Genomic DNA, 13,860 nt, shown 5'->3' with positions numbered 1-13,860 from the left:
TGGTGTACTAGGGCGCGTGGAACTTCTGCACTCGGGCAAGGTCCGGGACGTGTACGCCGACGGCGACGACCTGATCCTGGTCGCCTCGGACCGCATCTCGATCTACGACGTGGCCCTCCCGACACCGATCCCGGACAAGGGTCGACTGCTCACCGCCCTCTCGCTGTGGTGGTTCGAGCAGCTCGCCGACCTGGTGCCGAACCACGTCATCTCGGCCACCGACGTGCCCGCCGAGTTCGCCGGGCGGGCCATCCGCTGCCAGCGGCTGGACATGGTCCCGGTCGAGTGCGTCGCCCGGGGTTACCTCACCGGCGGCGGCCTGCGGGAGTACGAGGGCACCGGCGCGGTCTCCGGCGTACCGCTGCCGCGCGGGCTCGGCGAGGCGTCGATCCTGCCCGAGCCGATCTTCACGCCGTCGAGCAAGGCGCCGGCCGGCGAGCACGACGAGCCGATCACGTACACCGACGTGGTGGACAAGGTGGGCGAGGCGACCGCCGAGCGGCTGCGACAGATCACCATCGACGTCTACCGGCGTGGCGCCGAGCTGGCCGCCGACCGGGGCATCCTGGTCGCCGACACCAAGATCGAGCTGGGCTGGGCGCCGGACGGCACCCTGGTGCTCGCCGACGAGCTGCTCACCTCCGACTCGTCGCGGTTCTGGCCGGCCGAGTCGTACCAGCCGGGCCGGGTGCAGTTCTCCTACGACAAGCAGTACGTGCGGGACTGGGCCACGGGCAGTGGTTGGAACAAGCTGCCTCCGGCGCCGGACGTGCCCGCCGAGGTCGTCGAGGCGACCCGCGCCCGCTACGTCGAGGTCTACGAGAAGCTCACCGGCAACCGCTGGGAGTGAACGCGGCGTCGGGGGACGGGTGTCGTCCCGGCTCGCTCAGTGGTTCCAGGCGTCGCCCCCGAACAGCCGCGCCCACAGGTTGTCCACGACGCCCGAGGTGCCCCAGACGGTGTCCCCGTCGCCGTCCGAACCGGCCGGCGCGACCTGGGTCCCACCGCCGTAGATGAGGTAGCCCGGCCCGGTCGGGGAACCCACGGCGTGCCGGGCGCCGCTGTGGATGCCGTAGCCGACGAAGTCGCGCTCCCACTTCGACAGGAACCCGGCGGCCACGTTGTCGAGCCCGTCGACGGTGGCCTGGACCAGATCCTTGAGCACCTCGGTGTCGCCGGTGCCGAGCTGGGTGCCGACGTCGAACGAGGCGGCGCCCGCGATGGCCGCCGCTCCGCCGGTGGCGATCGCCTCGGCCATCGCCTCGATCCCCTTCAGGAAGCTGAGCGCCGAGGCGGCGAACGAGGTCGCCGTCGCCTCGGCGGACGCCGCGGCGGGCGCTCCGACGACGGTCGCCGAGGCCGCCGCGATGAAGGTGGCGAAGACCGCCAGGATGGTGGACACCACCGCGTACGCCACGACGAGGCAGAGCAGGGCGGCGCCGACGCAGAGCATGGTGACGCCCACGGTGATCGCCAGCACCTGGGTGCCGACGACCTGCGCGCCGTAGGCGTTGATGTGCACCCCGAACGCGTCGCGGTCCTGACCGCTCCACTGGGCCGACGTCAGGGTCGCGACGGCGTCGTCGAGGTTGTCGTGGGCGGTGCCGAGTTGGTCGTACATGGCGAGCCAGTCGCCGCCCTTGCGCATGATCGTCTCTGGGTCGCACTGGTTGAAGTAGACGATCTGGGCGATGGGCCAGGCGGCGGGGATGACCGCGGCGGCCAGGCTGATCTCCACCAGCGCGATCTTCGCGGCTGCCGCGGGGTAGGTCGGGTCTGCCATGTCGGTCTCCGGCGTCTTCAGCGGGGGACGATGGTGCTGGCGGTCTCCGCGGCCTCCCAGTTGTCCGCGGTGCGGACCAACCGGGACCGGACCTCGGTGAGGTGCTCGCGCTTGGTGCGCAGTTGCTCCTCGACGAACTCGACGGCGCCGACGTAGGCGACCGCGAGTTGCGGCACCACCGAGGTGAAGTTGCTGTGTTCGATGGCGCGGGCGGACGTCAGCAGCTCGGCGCAGGCGTCCAGGGGCGGCCCGACCTGACGTTCGATCGTGTCGCCGAGCGCACGGATCGCCGGCGGATCAACCTCGATCATCGACTCTCCCCGTGTACGTGATCGATGTTCATGGTGCCGGAGCGCGGACAGCCTAACAGGATCATGGATGGGCGGGGATGCCCGTCGCTGGTAGCCTGCGACCCATGGCATCCGGACGGTCCGCGTCGACGCCCCCCGATGACTACGTGACCCGGATGGCCCGCCGGCCGCGCTGGCAGCGGGTCCTGGTGCCGATCCTCATGGTCCTGGTCCTCCTGGTGTTGCCCGTCGGCCTCGGCCGCAATCTGATCGGCGCCGAGCGGGTGAGCATCCAGGTCGAGTCGTGCGACCTCGGCGGTCCGAAGGCGACCGAGCGGTGCCGCGGCACCTGGAGCATGTCCGACGGCCGGGTGGTCACCGGCCCGGTGGGCGGCGGCTCCCCGCGCGCGGGGGAGCAGGTCGACGGCTGGGCCAACGGCGAGCGGGCCACCGTCAACCTGATGAGTTGGCTCATCGCCCCGCTGATGGTGGGCTCGGTCCTGTTGGCGGTGATGGTGGCGCTCGCCGTCGTGTTCGTGCGGGCGGCCGCGAAGCGGGCGCGGCAGGGCCGCTGACCCGCTCCGGGCCGGCTCGGGTCAGACCCCCAGTTGACGCCGCAGGCGTTCCAACATCTCCGTGCTCTCCCGGATCGGCCCGCTGACCATGTCGTTGAGCTGCGCCAGCTTGGCCTGCGCCGCCGCCGGGTCGTGCAGGACCGCCGCGGGCCCGGCCGGACCACCGAACTCGCGCATCACCTCGGCGGTGGCCCGCTGGAGGTCGGCCCGTGCCGCCCGAAGGAGGCCGGAGATCAGCTCCGCCAGCTCGGCTGCGGGCATCCGCAGCGCCCGCGGATCGATGTGCAGCTCCTGGGCGGGATCCTCGGCGGTGCAGGTGACCCGCACCAACCCGTTCTCGCTCTCCGCGTGACCGGTCAGGCCGGTCAACCGGCCGCGCAGCTCCTCGCCGCGGCCCAACTGCTCCCGCATCCGCGCCGCCAGCTGCGCCATCACGTCCGGAGTTGGTGTGGTGCCGATCGGCCCGGTCATCGTGCCCCTCCCGCTGTCGTCTGCCTGCGCGGCCGACGGTACCCACCGCAGCCAACCACTGTGGAGGGCGGATCAGCTCAGGACCGAGAAGACCACGATGCCGACGGCCAGCACGGTCGCGCTCACGCCGAACAGCGAGACGAACGGCACGACCACTGAAGACGTTCCCCCCAGAGCCGGCGACTCGACCAGGATCCGGGTCGGACGGGAGGGCTCGTGCACCACGGTGACCGGCCCGGGCGCCGTCGACAGCGGGGTCTGCCGCCAACGCCCCGGCGTCGCGGTGACCACGGAACGGTCGACGGTCTGGTACCGAACGACGGGGTAGTAGGTGCGCGGGCCGTGGCCGAAGGTGACCGGACGGAGCTCCACCACCTCGCCCGGCACCCGGACGCCCCGCCGCAGCAGGCCGAGGTCCCGCCAGAAACGGACGACCGCGTACGCCATGCCGGCCAGACCGAGGCTCGCCATGATCGTCAGGACCAGGTACGGCATCTCGTCATCCTCTCGGATCGCGCAGCGAGCCCGGCCGCGTCGGTGGAGTCGAAGACGATGCACCGCGAGGAGGTGGTGCCCTGGTCGATGGCGGCGACGTACTCGGGGGTCACGGCAGCACCGTACCCAAACCGGCGGCGCGGAGCGACCGCCGTCACGTTGGCCTCCGCTTCGCCTACGATGTGCGAACGTGCGCGACATCGCCGTTTTCAGTGGAACCGCCCATCCCGACCTGGCTGCCGAGATCTGCGCCCACCTGGGGGTGCCGCTGCATCCGGTGCGCGTCTCCCGGTTCGCCAACGACTGCCTGGAAGTGCAGTTGCAGGCCAACTGCCGGGAGCGGGACGTCTTCCTGATCCAGCCGCTGGTGCCCCCGGTGCAGGAGAACCTCGTCGAGCTGTTGCTGATGATCGACGCGGCGCGGGGCGCGTCCGCCGGCCGGATCACTGTGGTGCTGCCGCACTACGCGTACGCCCGCTCGGACAAGAAGGACGCGCCGCGGATCTCGATCGGCGCCCGGCTCGTCGCCGACCTGCTCACCTCGGCGGGGGCGGACCGGGTGCTCGCGATGACCCTGCACTCGCCTCAGGTGCACGGCTTCTTCAGCGTCCCGGTGGATCATCTGCACGCGCTGCGCGAGTTGGCCACCCACTTCCGGCGCTACGACCTCAGCAACACCGTGGTGGTCTCGCCCGACCTGGGCAACGCCAAGGAGGCCGCCGCCTTCGCCCGGCAGCTCGGCACGCCGGTGGCGGCCGGTGCGAAGCAGCGGTTCAGCGACGACCTGGTCAAGATCAGCGCGGTGATCGGCGAGGTCGCCGATCGGGACGTCATCGTGCTGGACGACGAGATCGCCAAGGGCAGCACGGTGGTCGAGCTGATGGAGCACCTGCGCGGCCTGAAGGTGCGCTCGATCCGGCTGGCCTGCACGCACGGCCTGTTCTCCGGCGACGCGCTGCGGCGGCTCAGCGAGCAGGACGGCGTGTTGGAGATCGTCTGCACCAACACGGTCCCCATCCCGGCCGAGAAGCGGGTCGGGAAACTCCAGGTCCTCTCGGTGGCTCCCGCCCTGGCCGAGGCCATGCGCCGGATCCACAACGGGGAATCGGTCTCGGCCCTCTTCGGCTGAGCCCGCCCGCGCCCCGGCCCGGTCTCAGCGCTGGGTGCGGTCGGTGGCGGCGAGGGTGGCGGTGATGCGGACGGTGGTCCCGGCGGCGCTGGTGGCGATCTCCATGGCGTCGGTCAGCTCCCGGGCCAGCCAGAGACCCCACCCGCCGGCGGTGTCCGGGGCGGGACGGCTCCGGTCGCCCAGCCACTGCGGGGTGATCCCCTGCCCGTGGTCCGCCACCTCGCAGAACAGCGCGCCGGGCTCCCGCCAGAGCCGCAGCCACCCGCGCCCACCGCCGTGCCGCACCGCGTTGGTGATCAACTCGTTGACCGCCAGCACGAAGTCGTCCAGCCGTTGGCCGTCGAGGCCGGAGGCGTGCGCGCAAGAGGTGACCGAGTGTCGAATCTCGGTCACCTGGGCCTGCTCGAAGGCCTCGGCGATCAGGAGGGAGGGTTCGATGGGCACAACCGTACGCGGTGCGTGCGGATCTGCATTCGTCATGGCCCGTCCCGACAGCGGATCTCGGAGTATTTCGCGGCTTTTCAACCGTACGTCAGGGTTACGTGAGGCGCACTCCGTGACCCCGCGCCGTCGGCCCGGCTGTGGCATCCTGACCGCCATGCCGTCGCCGCCGGGTGGTTTCGAGGTGCCGCTCTGGCGGGCGCTCACGGTGTTCCGGGTGGCCTCCCTCGGGTATGTCTGCGCGCTCGCCGTGCGCGACGCCGACCGGTACGACCACCCGTTCGCCGTCGGCGCCCTGATCCTGGCGATGATCCTCTGGACCGGGGCGACCGCCGTCGGGTACGCCCGGTCCGCCTGGCGCCGTTGGCCGCTGCTGCTGGCCGACCTCGGGGTGGTGGTCGCGATCGTGCTGTCCACCCCCTGGGTGATCGGACGGGAGGCGCTTGCCCACGGCGTACCCACCCTGGGGGTTGCCTGGATGGCCGGCCCGGTGCTGGCCTGGGCCGTCTCCGGCGGCCGGCGGCGGGGCACGGTGGCCGCGCTGCTGGTCGCCGGCGCGGACGTGGCAACGCAGGAACGGATCAGCCAGTCCTCCTTCACCGGGGTGATCCTGCTGCTGCTCGCCGGGGTGGTGGTCGGCCATGTCGCCCGGCTCGCCGCGGCCGCCGAGGAACGCCTGCAACACGCGGTGGAGCTGGAGGCGGCCACCCGGGAGCGGGAACGACTGGCACGCGACATCCACGACTCGGTGCTCCAGGTGCTGGCGCTGGTGCAGCGGCGCGGCGCGCACCTGCCCGGCGAGGCCGGCGAACTGGCCCGGCTCGCCGGCGAGCAGGAGGCCGCCCTGCGGGCACTGATCGCGGGCACCACACCAGCCGCCGCCGGGGCGGAAGCCGTGGACCTGCGGAGCCTGCTCGGCCGGTACGCCTCGGCGGCGGTGTCGCTCTCGGCCCCCGCCACGCCGGTGACCCTGCCCCGGCAGGTGGCCGGCGAGTTGGCGGCGGCGGCCGGCGCGGCCCTGGACAACGTGGGCCGCCACGCCGGCGGGCGGGCCTGGGTGTTGATCGAGGATGAGGGGGAGACCGTGACCGTGTCGATCCGCGACGAGGGGCCGGGCATCCCGGACGGCAGACTGGTCGAGGCCGCCGCGCAGGGGCGGCTCGGCGTGGCCCAGTCGATCCGCGGTCGGGTGACCGACCTCGGGGGTACGGTCCGGATCATGTCGACCCCCGAGGCGGGCACCGAGATCGAGCTGATCGTGCCGAGGGTGCAGCGGTGACGGCGGTGCGGGTGATGGTGGTCGACGACCATCCGATGTGGCGTGAGGGCGTGGCCCGCGATCTGGCCGAGGCTGGCTTCCTGGTGGTGGCGACCAGCGGCGAGGGGCGGCAGGCGATCCGGGTCGCCGCTGCCGCGCGACCCGACGTGGTGGTCCTCGACCTGCAACTACCGGACATCTCCGGGGTCGAGGTGGTCGTCGGGCTGCGCGCCGCGCTGCCCGAGGTCCGGGTGCTGATGCTCAGCGCCAGCGGCGAGGAGCAGAGCGTGCTCGACGCGGTCAAGGCGGGCGCCACCGGCTACCTGGTGAAGTCGACGGCGCCCGCCGCGTTCCTCGACGCGGTCCGCCGCACCGCCGCCGGTGACCCGGTCTTCACGCCCGGCCTGGCGGGGTTGGTGCTGGGGGAGTACCGGCGGATGGCCGCCGGGCCGGGACAGGGCACGAGCGGGGACGCGGAGCCGGGAATGCCCCGCCTCACCGACCGGGAGACGGAGGTGCTGCGCCTGGTGGCCAAGGGAATGTCGTACAAGCAGATCGCGCAGCGGCTCGGCCTGTCCCACCGCACCGTGCAGAACCACGTGCAGAACACGCTGGGCAAGCTGCAGCTGCACAACCGGGTCGAGTTGACCCGTTACGCGATCGAGCGTGGCCTGGACGACTGATCGCTCAGACCGAGCGCGGCGGCTCGGTCTCGTGGATGGCCAGCTCCTCCGCGGTCGCCCCGCCACCCGCCGAACCGGCGTCGTACGCCACGGAGTCGGTCTCCTGGTCGGTGTGCGCCCCCTCGTCCGGTTCCACGAGCCGGCCCACGGTGGCGTCGGCGACCGTGCCGAGCTGGCCGTGGTCGTAGAGGGAGACCGGCGAGTTGGGATCCGAGGTGGGCCCCGGGTCCATCACGTCGGCGTCCAGCTGGGCCTCCGCCGCGGCGGCCTCGTTCTCCGCCTCGAAGGCGATCTTCGGGTCGACCGGGCCGGCCAGGGGGTCGTCCACCGGGCGCTCGTAGACCTCTCGGTCGAGCTTGTAGTCCAACGACTCCCCGTCCAGTTGCTCCTCGGCGGTCGTCCCGAAGCGGTCCACCGCCACCGGCGTCCGGTCGCCGGGCAGCTGGGCCGGCTCCGGGCCGTCCGCCTCGCGCCCGGTGAGCACGTCGTCGTTGGCGCTCGAGTCGTCATCGGCGGTGTCGGGCAGCCCCTCCGCCTCGGTGTCGGACACGGGGGTCGGGTACTCGTTGTCGCGCATGTCTGATCACTACCCGCTGCCCTCCCGCCGTAACCGGAGCACCGTCGGTCATGCGGCGGCGAACCGGACACCGGGTGCGGGAAGCCCGTCAGCCGTGCGCCGCCTCGTCGTCCGGGTGCAGCACGCACCAGACGACCTTGCCGTCCGGCACCATGCTGGTGCCCCACCGGCGGGCCACGGTGTCGATCAGCAGCAGACCCCGGCCACCCACCCGGTTCGGCGGGGACAGACCGGCGAACGTGGGCCGGCGCGACGAGTGGTCCCGAACCGCCAGGCGCAGGGTGTGGTCCTGCGGCGCCAACCGGACGTTCATCGGGGTTCGGGCGTGCGTGACCACGTTGTTGACCATCTCGGTGACCGCGATCTGCGCCGGCTCGGTCAGGGCCGGCATGCCCCAGCGCGCACAACCGGTGGCGACCAGCTCGCGGGCCTGCCGGGCGGACTCCGCGGTCGGCGGCAGATCGGCGGTCAGCACCGCCGCCAGCGGCGCCGCGGCGACCGCGGCCAGCGCGGCGTCGAGGGTGGGCCAGGCCGGCACACCCGCCAGGACGGCGTCGGGGCGACCAGGTCCGGAGACCGCCGGGTCGCACAGCAGCAGGTCCGCGGCCGGCCAGTCGGCGACCTCCCGGAGGACCTCGGCGAAGACGCTCCGTCCGGCCGGGTCGGTGACCCGCAGCCCGGTCACGTCGGCGACCACCGGGCCGGGCCGGTCGCTGAGCCGTGCGAGCAACGCGTCGTGGACCCGGCCGGCCTCGGCGGTGTCGAGCACCCCGCTCAACCGGATGACCGGGGACGACTCGTCGACCTCCACCCGACAGCGCTCCTCCACCGGGATGGTCGCCTCGGGGCGTGGCCCGCGGACGAACGGCGCGTCCGGTCGATCGACCCCAGCCATCAGTGATCCGACCGGGAGCGGCGGTTGATGGCCATCGTGCCGACGGCGGTGCCGGCCGCGGCGAGACCGAACGCGGCGGTCATCCGCACCAGCTGACGCCGCCGACCGTGCCAGCCACCACCGCGGCTGGCCTGCCCGTCGGCGTGGAACACGTTTCCGGTGCTGTCCAGCCGCGCACCCGGACCGAACTGGGTGCGGTGGACGTACCAGCCGAGAGTGCGCTCGACCAGCGCCGGCGCCAACCGCCACTGCAGGCCGAGCAGCCGCGCGGCGCCACCGGCGTACGCCTCGCGACGCGGCCGGCGCAGCAACCGCACGATCGTCTCGGCGACCACCTCCGGCGGGTAGATCGGCGGGGGTGGCACCAGCTCGCGACCGCTGTGGTTGGCCGCGTGCCGGAAGAAGGGGGTGTCGATGGTGGCCGGCAGCACGGTGCAGACGGAGATCTGCCCCCGACCGGTGACCCGTAGCTCCTGCCGGACGGTGTCGGTCAGCCCGCGGATGCCGTGCTTGGCGGCGTTGTACGCCGACTGGTACGGCATCGCCACCTCGGCCAGCACCGACGCGTTGTTGACCAGCACGCCGCCGCCGGCCGCGCCGAGGTACGGCAACGCGGCCTTGATGCCGTGCACCGTGCCCAGCAGGTTGACCTCCAGCACGCGCCGGAACTCGGCGACGGGGATCTCGTCGAACAGGCCCACCGCGCTCACCGCGGCGTTGTTCACCCAGGCGTCGATGCGGCCGAATTCGCCCACCGCGCGGTCGGCCAGCCGCTGCACCGACTCCAGGTCGGTCACGTCGGTCGGGACGGCCACCGCCCGGCCGCCCAGCTCCCGGCAGCGCTGCGCGACCTGTCGCAGCGCGGGCTCGCTGCGGGCGGCGAGCACCACGGCGGCGCCCCGGCGAGCCAGCGCGTACGCGGTGGCGGTGCCGATCCCGCTGGACGCGCCGGTGATCACCACGGTCGAATCGTCGAGGGTGCGGGTCAGCGGCATTCTCCAGCGGTACCCCCGGGCGGCCCCGGTCATACCAGCAGCCGCCCGACGATCATCGGCGATCCGTCCGATACGCCGTCGAATCGGGACTCATGTGGTTGCCGTGGCGCAAGTGTCGGCGGCACTCGCGGTGACTGTTCCCGATCTGCCAGGTTTCGGCTCGGGGCTCCGAGGTTAATGGGACGCTCTGACCGGGACCGCCGAGGAAAAGATCGCAGGGAGGTGACCCATGCGCGTCGGCCTCGTCTGCGCGCACACCAGCTCGTACCGGCACGCCGACGGCCCGCCGGTCGGCACCCAACAACACATCGCGCGGGTCGCCGCCGAGCTGGCTGGCAGAGGCCACGATGTCCGCATCTACGAGCGCCGGGACGACCCGGACCTGCCGGCGACTGTGGACGTCGGCGGCTACCGGGTGCACCGGGTGCCTGTCGGCCCGGCGACCGCCCTGCCCACCGCCGGTCTGATCCCGCACGTCACCGAGTTCGGGCGCTGGCTGACCGACGAGTGGGGCGGCGCCTGGCGCCCCGAGGTGGTGCACGGGCACTACTGGATCGGTGGCCTGGCCGCCGCGCACGCCGTCCGGGAGACCGACATCCCGGTCGTGCAGACCTTTCATTCGCTCGGTGTGGAGCAGCTGCGCCACCTGGGCGGCGAGTACGACGGCCCGGGGGAGCGGATCCCGCTGGAGCGGGCGCTGACCCGGGCGGTGGACATCGCCGTCGCCCAGTGCAACGACGAGGTGGACGAGCTGACCCGGATGGGTCTGCAACGTACCTCCGTGGCGATGGTGCCGGCCGGGGTGGACACCGCGCAGTTCCACCCCGACGGCGAGGCGGCCCCGCGCGAACAGCGGGCCCGGATCCTCTCCGTCGGCGGACTGTCCCCGGGGCACGGCCAGGACGACCTGATCCGGGCGATGCGGCTGGTCGGCGACGCCGAACTGGTGATCGCCGGTGGCCCACCGGCCGGCCAGCTGGCCAACCACGCGGAGGCGCGTCGCCTCCGCGAGCTGGCCGAACGGGCCGGGGTGGCCGAGCAGGTGCGCCTGGTCGGGGCGGTGCCGCACGACCAGATGGCCACCTGGTACCGGTCGGCCGACGTGGTGGCCTGCACGCCGCACTACTCCTCGGCGGGACGTGTCTCCCTGGAGGCCATGGCCTGCGGGGTGCCGGTGGTCGGTTACGCGATGGGCGGCCTGGCGGACGCGGTGGTCGACGAGGTCACCGGCCGTCTGGTGCCCCCCGGCGACGTGCGGACGCTCGGGGTCTCCCTGCGCCGGCTGCTCGCCGACAACGCCGGTCGGTTCGCCTACGGTCACGCCGCCGTGGACCGGGTCCGCAGCAGCTACACGTGGGAGCGGACCGCCGGGGCGCTGGAACGCCTCTACGAGCGGGTGGTGAGCCGCCGCAAGCCCGTCGAAGCCTGAGCCGAGAAACCCACGCCGCTCCCTTCGGTGCGGCGTGGGTTTTCGGTCAGACGGGCCGGCCGGCGCCGACCATGGCCCGGTCGTGGCGGTGCGCCACCGACCGGTGCTGCTGCGGCTGCGCGTAGCGGGTCAGGCCGATCACGGCGGTCAGGGTGACCAGGAAACCGGTGGCGGCCAGCCACTCCCGACCCGGCCAGATCTTGTCGTTGAGCAGCAGCAGGCCGACGATCGCCGCCGGCACCGCTCCGGCGGCGTCCATGGCGGCGACCGCAGCGGTCGTCGAACCGCGCTGCATGGCCAGGCCGAGCAGCAGTTGGCCGACGATCGAGTGGGCGATCAGCAGGTAGAACAGCGGGTTGGCGAGGAACGCCTCGGCCGACGGCGCGGAGGCCAGCGGCCGGGCCGCGACGGCCGCCGAGGAGAACGCCAGCCCGGCCAGCGAGCCCAGGGCCACCGACCCGGGCGCCCCGTGCAGTCGGACGGCGAAGAAACCGAGCACCGCGATGACCCCGAGCGCCACCAGCAGGGCCACCGAGCCGGCGGTGCCGAGCTGCTTCGACGGCGCCGGCCGCGCGGCCAGCACCAGCGCGGTGATCCCGGCGAAGAGCAGCGCCAGCAGGGCCACCTCCGCCACCGGCATCCGCCACTTCAGCACCAGCACGCCGATGATGGCGGTCACCCCGAGCCCGGCCGCCACGCTCGCCTGCACCAGGAACAGGGGCAGGTCCCGCCGGGCCAGGAAGGCGAGCACGAACCCGCCGATCTGGCAGCCCAGCCCCACCAGATACGTCCGGTGCCCGGCCAGTCGCAGCAGCAGACCCGGATCGAAGGTGTGGTGGACGGTGGTGCGCGCCGCGGCCACCGACTGGAGCAGGTTGGCGAAGCCGTACGCGACGATCATCGCCGCGAGGAAGCACCAGCCGGAGGAGACCACCTGGCGAGGATAGAGGTTGCCGGGGGTCAGCGCTCGGCTGGTCGATCCAGCCGGGCGAGGATGTCGGCGTGCAGCACACCGTTGGTGGCCACCACGCTGCTCTCGGTGCCCGGCTCGCCGGTCGGGGACGGTCGACCGCTCAGATCCGTGACCGTCCCACCCGCCTCCGTGATGATCGGCACCAGCGCCGCCACGTCCCACAGCGACAACTCCGGCTCGGCCATCACGTCCAGTGCGCCCTCGGCCAACAGCATGTAGCCGTAGAAGTCGCCGTACGCCCGGCTGCGCCAACTGGCCCGCAGCAGGTCGAGCATCGCGTCGAGTCGCCCGGCGTCCTCCCACCCGGTCAGCGACGAGTAGCAGACGCTCGCGTCGGCGACCCGGCGCACCGCCGAGACCCCGATCCGGTCGCCCGCGGCCGGGCCCCGCCCGGCGTACGCGCCCGCGCCGGCGCTCGCCCACCAGCGTCGATCCAACGCCGGGGCCGACACCACGCCGACGGCCGGTCGGTCGCCGTCGTACAGCGCGATCAGGCTGGCCCAGATCGGCACGCCACGGACGAAGTTCTTGGTGCCGTCGATCGGGTCGACGATCCACCGCCGGCCGTTCGGATCGGTGGCCGGCTCGGCGCCGTACTCCTCGCCGAGCAGCCCGTCGGCGGGCCGGTGCTCGGCCAGCAGCGCGCGGATCTCCCGTTCCACGGCCGTGTCCGCGTCGGAGACCGGGGTCAGGTCGGGCTTCGTCTCCACCCGCAGGTCGAGCGCCCGGAACCGGGTCATGGCGATGGCGTCGGCCCGGTCGGCGAGCAGGTGGGCGAGGGCGAGGTCGTCGGCGTACCCGGTCATGCCGGCAACCTAGCCGACGCCTCGCGGGTCACTCGTCGGGCCCGCGCCGGTCACCCTCGCCGGGCCCGCGCTGGTCGCTGTCGCCGCGCGCGTCGCCCTCGCCGGCCCGCGAGGCGAGCAACCGGCGGTACGACGCCAGCCGGCGCGGGTCGGCCTTGCCGGCGGCCACCCAGGCGTCCAGCGCGCAGTCGGTCTCGTCGGCGGTGTGCTGACAGTTGGGCGGGCAGTCGACGGTGCCCTCGACCAGGTCCGGGAAGCCGTGCAGCAGGCTGTCGGCGGAGACGTGCGCCAACCCGAAGCTGCGGATACCGGGGGTGTCGATGATCCAGCCCGGGTCGGTGTCGACGCCCGGCACCGGTGGCAGTCGCAGCGCCACGGCGCTGGTCGAGGTGTGCCGCCCCCGGCCGATCGCGCTGACCACGCCGACCGCGCGCAGCGCCTCCGGGACGAGGCGGTTGACAAGCGTCGACTTGCCCACCCCGGAGTGCCCGACCAGTACCGACACCTTGCCGCTCAGCAGCGCACGGAGCGCGGCGAGGTCGGAGTCGGGGCGGTTGAGCACGTACGGCAGCTCCAGCTCGGTGTAGTAGCCCAGCACCTCCTCCGGCCCGGCCAGGTCGGCCTTCGTGAGGCAGAGCAGCGGCTCGACGTCCGCGTCGTACGCGGCCACCAGGCAGCGGTCGATGAACCCGGTGCGCGGCGGCGGGTCGGCCAACGCGCTGACGATCACCAACTGGTCGGCGTTCGCCACCACCACCCGTTCCAGCCGACCCTCGGCGGTGGTCTCGTCGTCGTCGGCGGTGCGGCGCAGCACCGAGCGGCGTTCGGCGATCCGGACGATCCGGGCGAGAGCACCCTCCGCGCCGGAGGTGTCGCCGACCAGGCTGACGCGGTCACCCACGACCACCGACTTGCGGCCCAGCTCCCGGGCCCGCATCGCGGTCACCGTGGGCAGCTCGGCCCCCACCACGCCGCGTTCGGCCCCGGCCAGCACGCACTGGTAGCGCCCCCGGTCGACGGCGATGACGAAGCCGTCCACCGCGTCGGCGTGCTGCGGGCG

18 protein-coding genes are annotated in these 13,860 nt (G+C 73.2%); 6 read left to right on the top strand and 12 right to left on the bottom strand.

The genetic code is table 11. The annotated features are described in order from the left end of the window. Window positions 1–16: 16 nt before the first annotated feature. The gene (locus ABZT87_RS23535; protein WP_355138097.1) at window positions 17–850 is read left to right on the top strand and encodes a phosphoribosylaminoimidazolesuccinocarboxamide synthase; all 834 of its coding nucleotides are present in this window, start codon (window positions 17–19) and stop codon (window positions 848–850) included. Window positions 851–886: 36 nt separating this feature from the next. On the opposite strand, the gene ABZT87_RS23530 is transcribed toward ABZT87_RS23535, so the two are convergent. Together ABZT87_RS23530 and ABZT87_RS23525 are read right to left on the bottom strand one after the other, a co-directional pair. Then, the gene (locus tag ABZT87_RS23530; RefSeq protein ID WP_355138095.1) at window positions 887–1,783 is read right to left on the bottom strand and encodes a hypothetical protein; all 897 of its coding nucleotides are present in this window, start codon (window positions 1,781–1,783) and stop codon (window positions 887–889) included. A gap of 17 nt (window positions 1,784–1,800) precedes the next feature. After that, entirely contained in the window at window positions 1,801–2,094 is a 294-nt protein-coding gene (locus ABZT87_RS23525) for a hypothetical protein (RefSeq protein WP_354861363.1), read from the bottom strand. Window positions 2,095–2,198: 104 nt separating this feature from the next. On the opposite strand from ABZT87_RS23525, the gene ABZT87_RS23520 reads away from it, so the two are divergent. Beyond that, on the top strand, window positions 2,199–2,648 hold the full coding sequence (locus ABZT87_RS23520; protein ID WP_355138093.1) for a hypothetical protein: 450 nt from the start codon (window positions 2,199–2,201) through the stop codon (window positions 2,646–2,648). A 21-nt stretch (window positions 2,649–2,669) separates the two neighbouring features. Here ABZT87_RS23520 and ABZT87_RS23515 read toward each other — a convergent pair whose 3' ends face one another. The 3 genes from ABZT87_RS23515 to ABZT87_RS23505 all read right to left on the bottom strand — a co-directional run bounded on the left by ABZT87_RS23515 (window position 2,670) and on the right by ABZT87_RS23505 (window position 3,727). After that, complete coding sequence (locus ABZT87_RS23515; protein WP_355138091.1) at window positions 2,670–3,119, bottom strand: YbaB/EbfC family nucleoid-associated protein; 450 nt, start codon at window positions 3,117–3,119, stop codon at window positions 2,670–2,672. A 72-nt stretch (window positions 3,120–3,191) separates the two neighbouring features. Further along, entirely contained in the window at window positions 3,192–3,614 is a 423-nt protein-coding gene (locus ABZT87_RS23510) for a DUF3592 domain-containing protein (RefSeq protein ID WP_355138089.1), read from the bottom strand. Continuing rightward, window positions 3,596–3,727: a hypothetical protein gene (locus tag ABZT87_RS23505; protein WP_355063682.1), complete on the bottom strand. Its 132-nt coding sequence runs from the start codon at window positions 3,725–3,727 to the stop codon at window positions 3,596–3,598. Before ABZT87_RS23505 ends, ABZT87_RS23510 begins: the two co-directional genes overlap by 19 nt. A gap of 77 nt (window positions 3,728–3,804) precedes the next feature. Here ABZT87_RS23505 and ABZT87_RS23500 point away from each other — a divergent pair, with 77 nt between their 5' ends. After that, complete coding sequence (locus ABZT87_RS23500) at window positions 3,805–4,743, top strand: ribose-phosphate pyrophosphokinase (RefSeq protein WP_355138087.1); 939 nt, start codon at window positions 3,805–3,807, stop codon at window positions 4,741–4,743. Window positions 4,744–4,767: 24 nt separating this feature from the next. Here ABZT87_RS23500 and ABZT87_RS23495 read toward each other — a convergent pair whose 3' ends face one another. Continuing rightward, window positions 4,768–5,223 carry an ATP-binding protein gene (locus ABZT87_RS23495; RefSeq protein WP_355138085.1) on the bottom strand — a complete coding sequence of 152 codons (456 nt, stop codon included), beginning with the start codon at window positions 5,221–5,223 and terminating at the stop codon, window positions 4,768–4,770. 118 nt (window positions 5,224–5,341) lie between these two features. On the opposite strand from ABZT87_RS23495, the gene ABZT87_RS23490 reads away from it, so the two are divergent. Together ABZT87_RS23490 and ABZT87_RS23485 are read left to right on the top strand one after the other, a co-directional pair. Beyond that, complete coding sequence (locus tag ABZT87_RS23490) at window positions 5,342–6,463, top strand: DUF5931 domain-containing protein (RefSeq protein WP_355138083.1); 1,122 nt, start codon at window positions 5,342–5,344, stop codon at window positions 6,461–6,463. A 14-nt stretch (window positions 6,464–6,477) separates the two neighbouring features. Continuing rightward, window positions 6,478–7,125 carry a response regulator transcription factor gene (locus ABZT87_RS23485; RefSeq protein ID WP_355138235.1) on the top strand — a complete coding sequence of 216 codons (648 nt, stop codon included), beginning with the start codon at window positions 6,478–6,480 and terminating at the stop codon, window positions 7,123–7,125. 4 nt (window positions 7,126–7,129) lie between these two features. Here the strand turns inward: ABZT87_RS23485 and ABZT87_RS23480 are convergent, their stop codons facing one another. From ABZT87_RS23480 to ABZT87_RS23470, 3 genes are all read right to left on the bottom strand, one after another. Further along, on the bottom strand, window positions 7,130–7,702 hold the full coding sequence (locus tag ABZT87_RS23480) for a DUF5709 domain-containing protein (protein WP_354861350.1): 573 nt from the start codon (window positions 7,700–7,702) through the stop codon (window positions 7,130–7,132). A gap of 88 nt (window positions 7,703–7,790) precedes the next feature. Next, window positions 7,791–8,597, bottom strand: a complete 807-nt coding sequence (locus ABZT87_RS23475) for an ATP-binding protein (RefSeq protein WP_355138081.1) — start codon at window positions 8,595–8,597, stop codon at window positions 7,791–7,793. Then, the gene (locus ABZT87_RS23470) at window positions 8,597–9,592 is read right to left on the bottom strand and encodes an SDR family oxidoreductase (protein WP_355138079.1); all 996 of its coding nucleotides are present in this window, start codon (window positions 9,590–9,592) and stop codon (window positions 8,597–8,599) included. The genes ABZT87_RS23475 and ABZT87_RS23470 overlap by 1 nt, the downstream gene beginning before the upstream one ends. 229 nt (window positions 9,593–9,821) lie before the next feature. On the opposite strand from ABZT87_RS23470, the gene ABZT87_RS23465 reads away from it, so the two are divergent. After that, window positions 9,822–11,021, top strand: a complete 1,200-nt coding sequence (locus ABZT87_RS23465) for a glycosyltransferase (protein ID WP_354861345.1) — start codon at window positions 9,822–9,824, stop codon at window positions 11,019–11,021. 46 nt (window positions 11,022–11,067) lie between these two features. Here ABZT87_RS23465 and ABZT87_RS23460 read toward each other — a convergent pair whose 3' ends face one another. From ABZT87_RS23460 to rsgA, 3 genes are read right to left on the bottom strand one after another with little or no spacing between them, the layout of a single operon-like run. Continuing rightward, entirely contained in the window at window positions 11,068–11,955 is an 888-nt protein-coding gene (locus tag ABZT87_RS23460; protein WP_355138077.1) for a hypothetical protein, read from the bottom strand. Window positions 11,956–11,981: 26 nt separating this feature from the next. Beyond that, entirely contained in the window at window positions 11,982–12,800 is an 819-nt protein-coding gene (gene hisN, locus ABZT87_RS23455; protein ID WP_355138075.1) for a histidinol-phosphatase, read from the bottom strand. Window positions 12,801–12,828: 28 nt separating this feature from the next. Beyond that, window positions 12,829–13,839, bottom strand: coding sequence for a ribosome small subunit-dependent GTPase A (gene rsgA / locus ABZT87_RS23450; protein ID WP_355138073.1), 1,011 nt, complete (start codon window positions 13,837–13,839; stop codon window positions 12,829–12,831). Window positions 13,840–13,860: the final 21 nt, after the last annotated feature.

Source organism: Micromonospora sp. NPDC005237, assembly GCF_040607775.1.
In the GTDB taxonomy this organism is placed as follows: Bacteria; Actinomycetota; Actinomycetes; order Mycobacteriales; family Micromonosporaceae; genus Micromonospora.
Note: the sequence above shows the minus strand (reverse complement) of the source record. Positions and strands in the feature narration are given on the sequence as shown.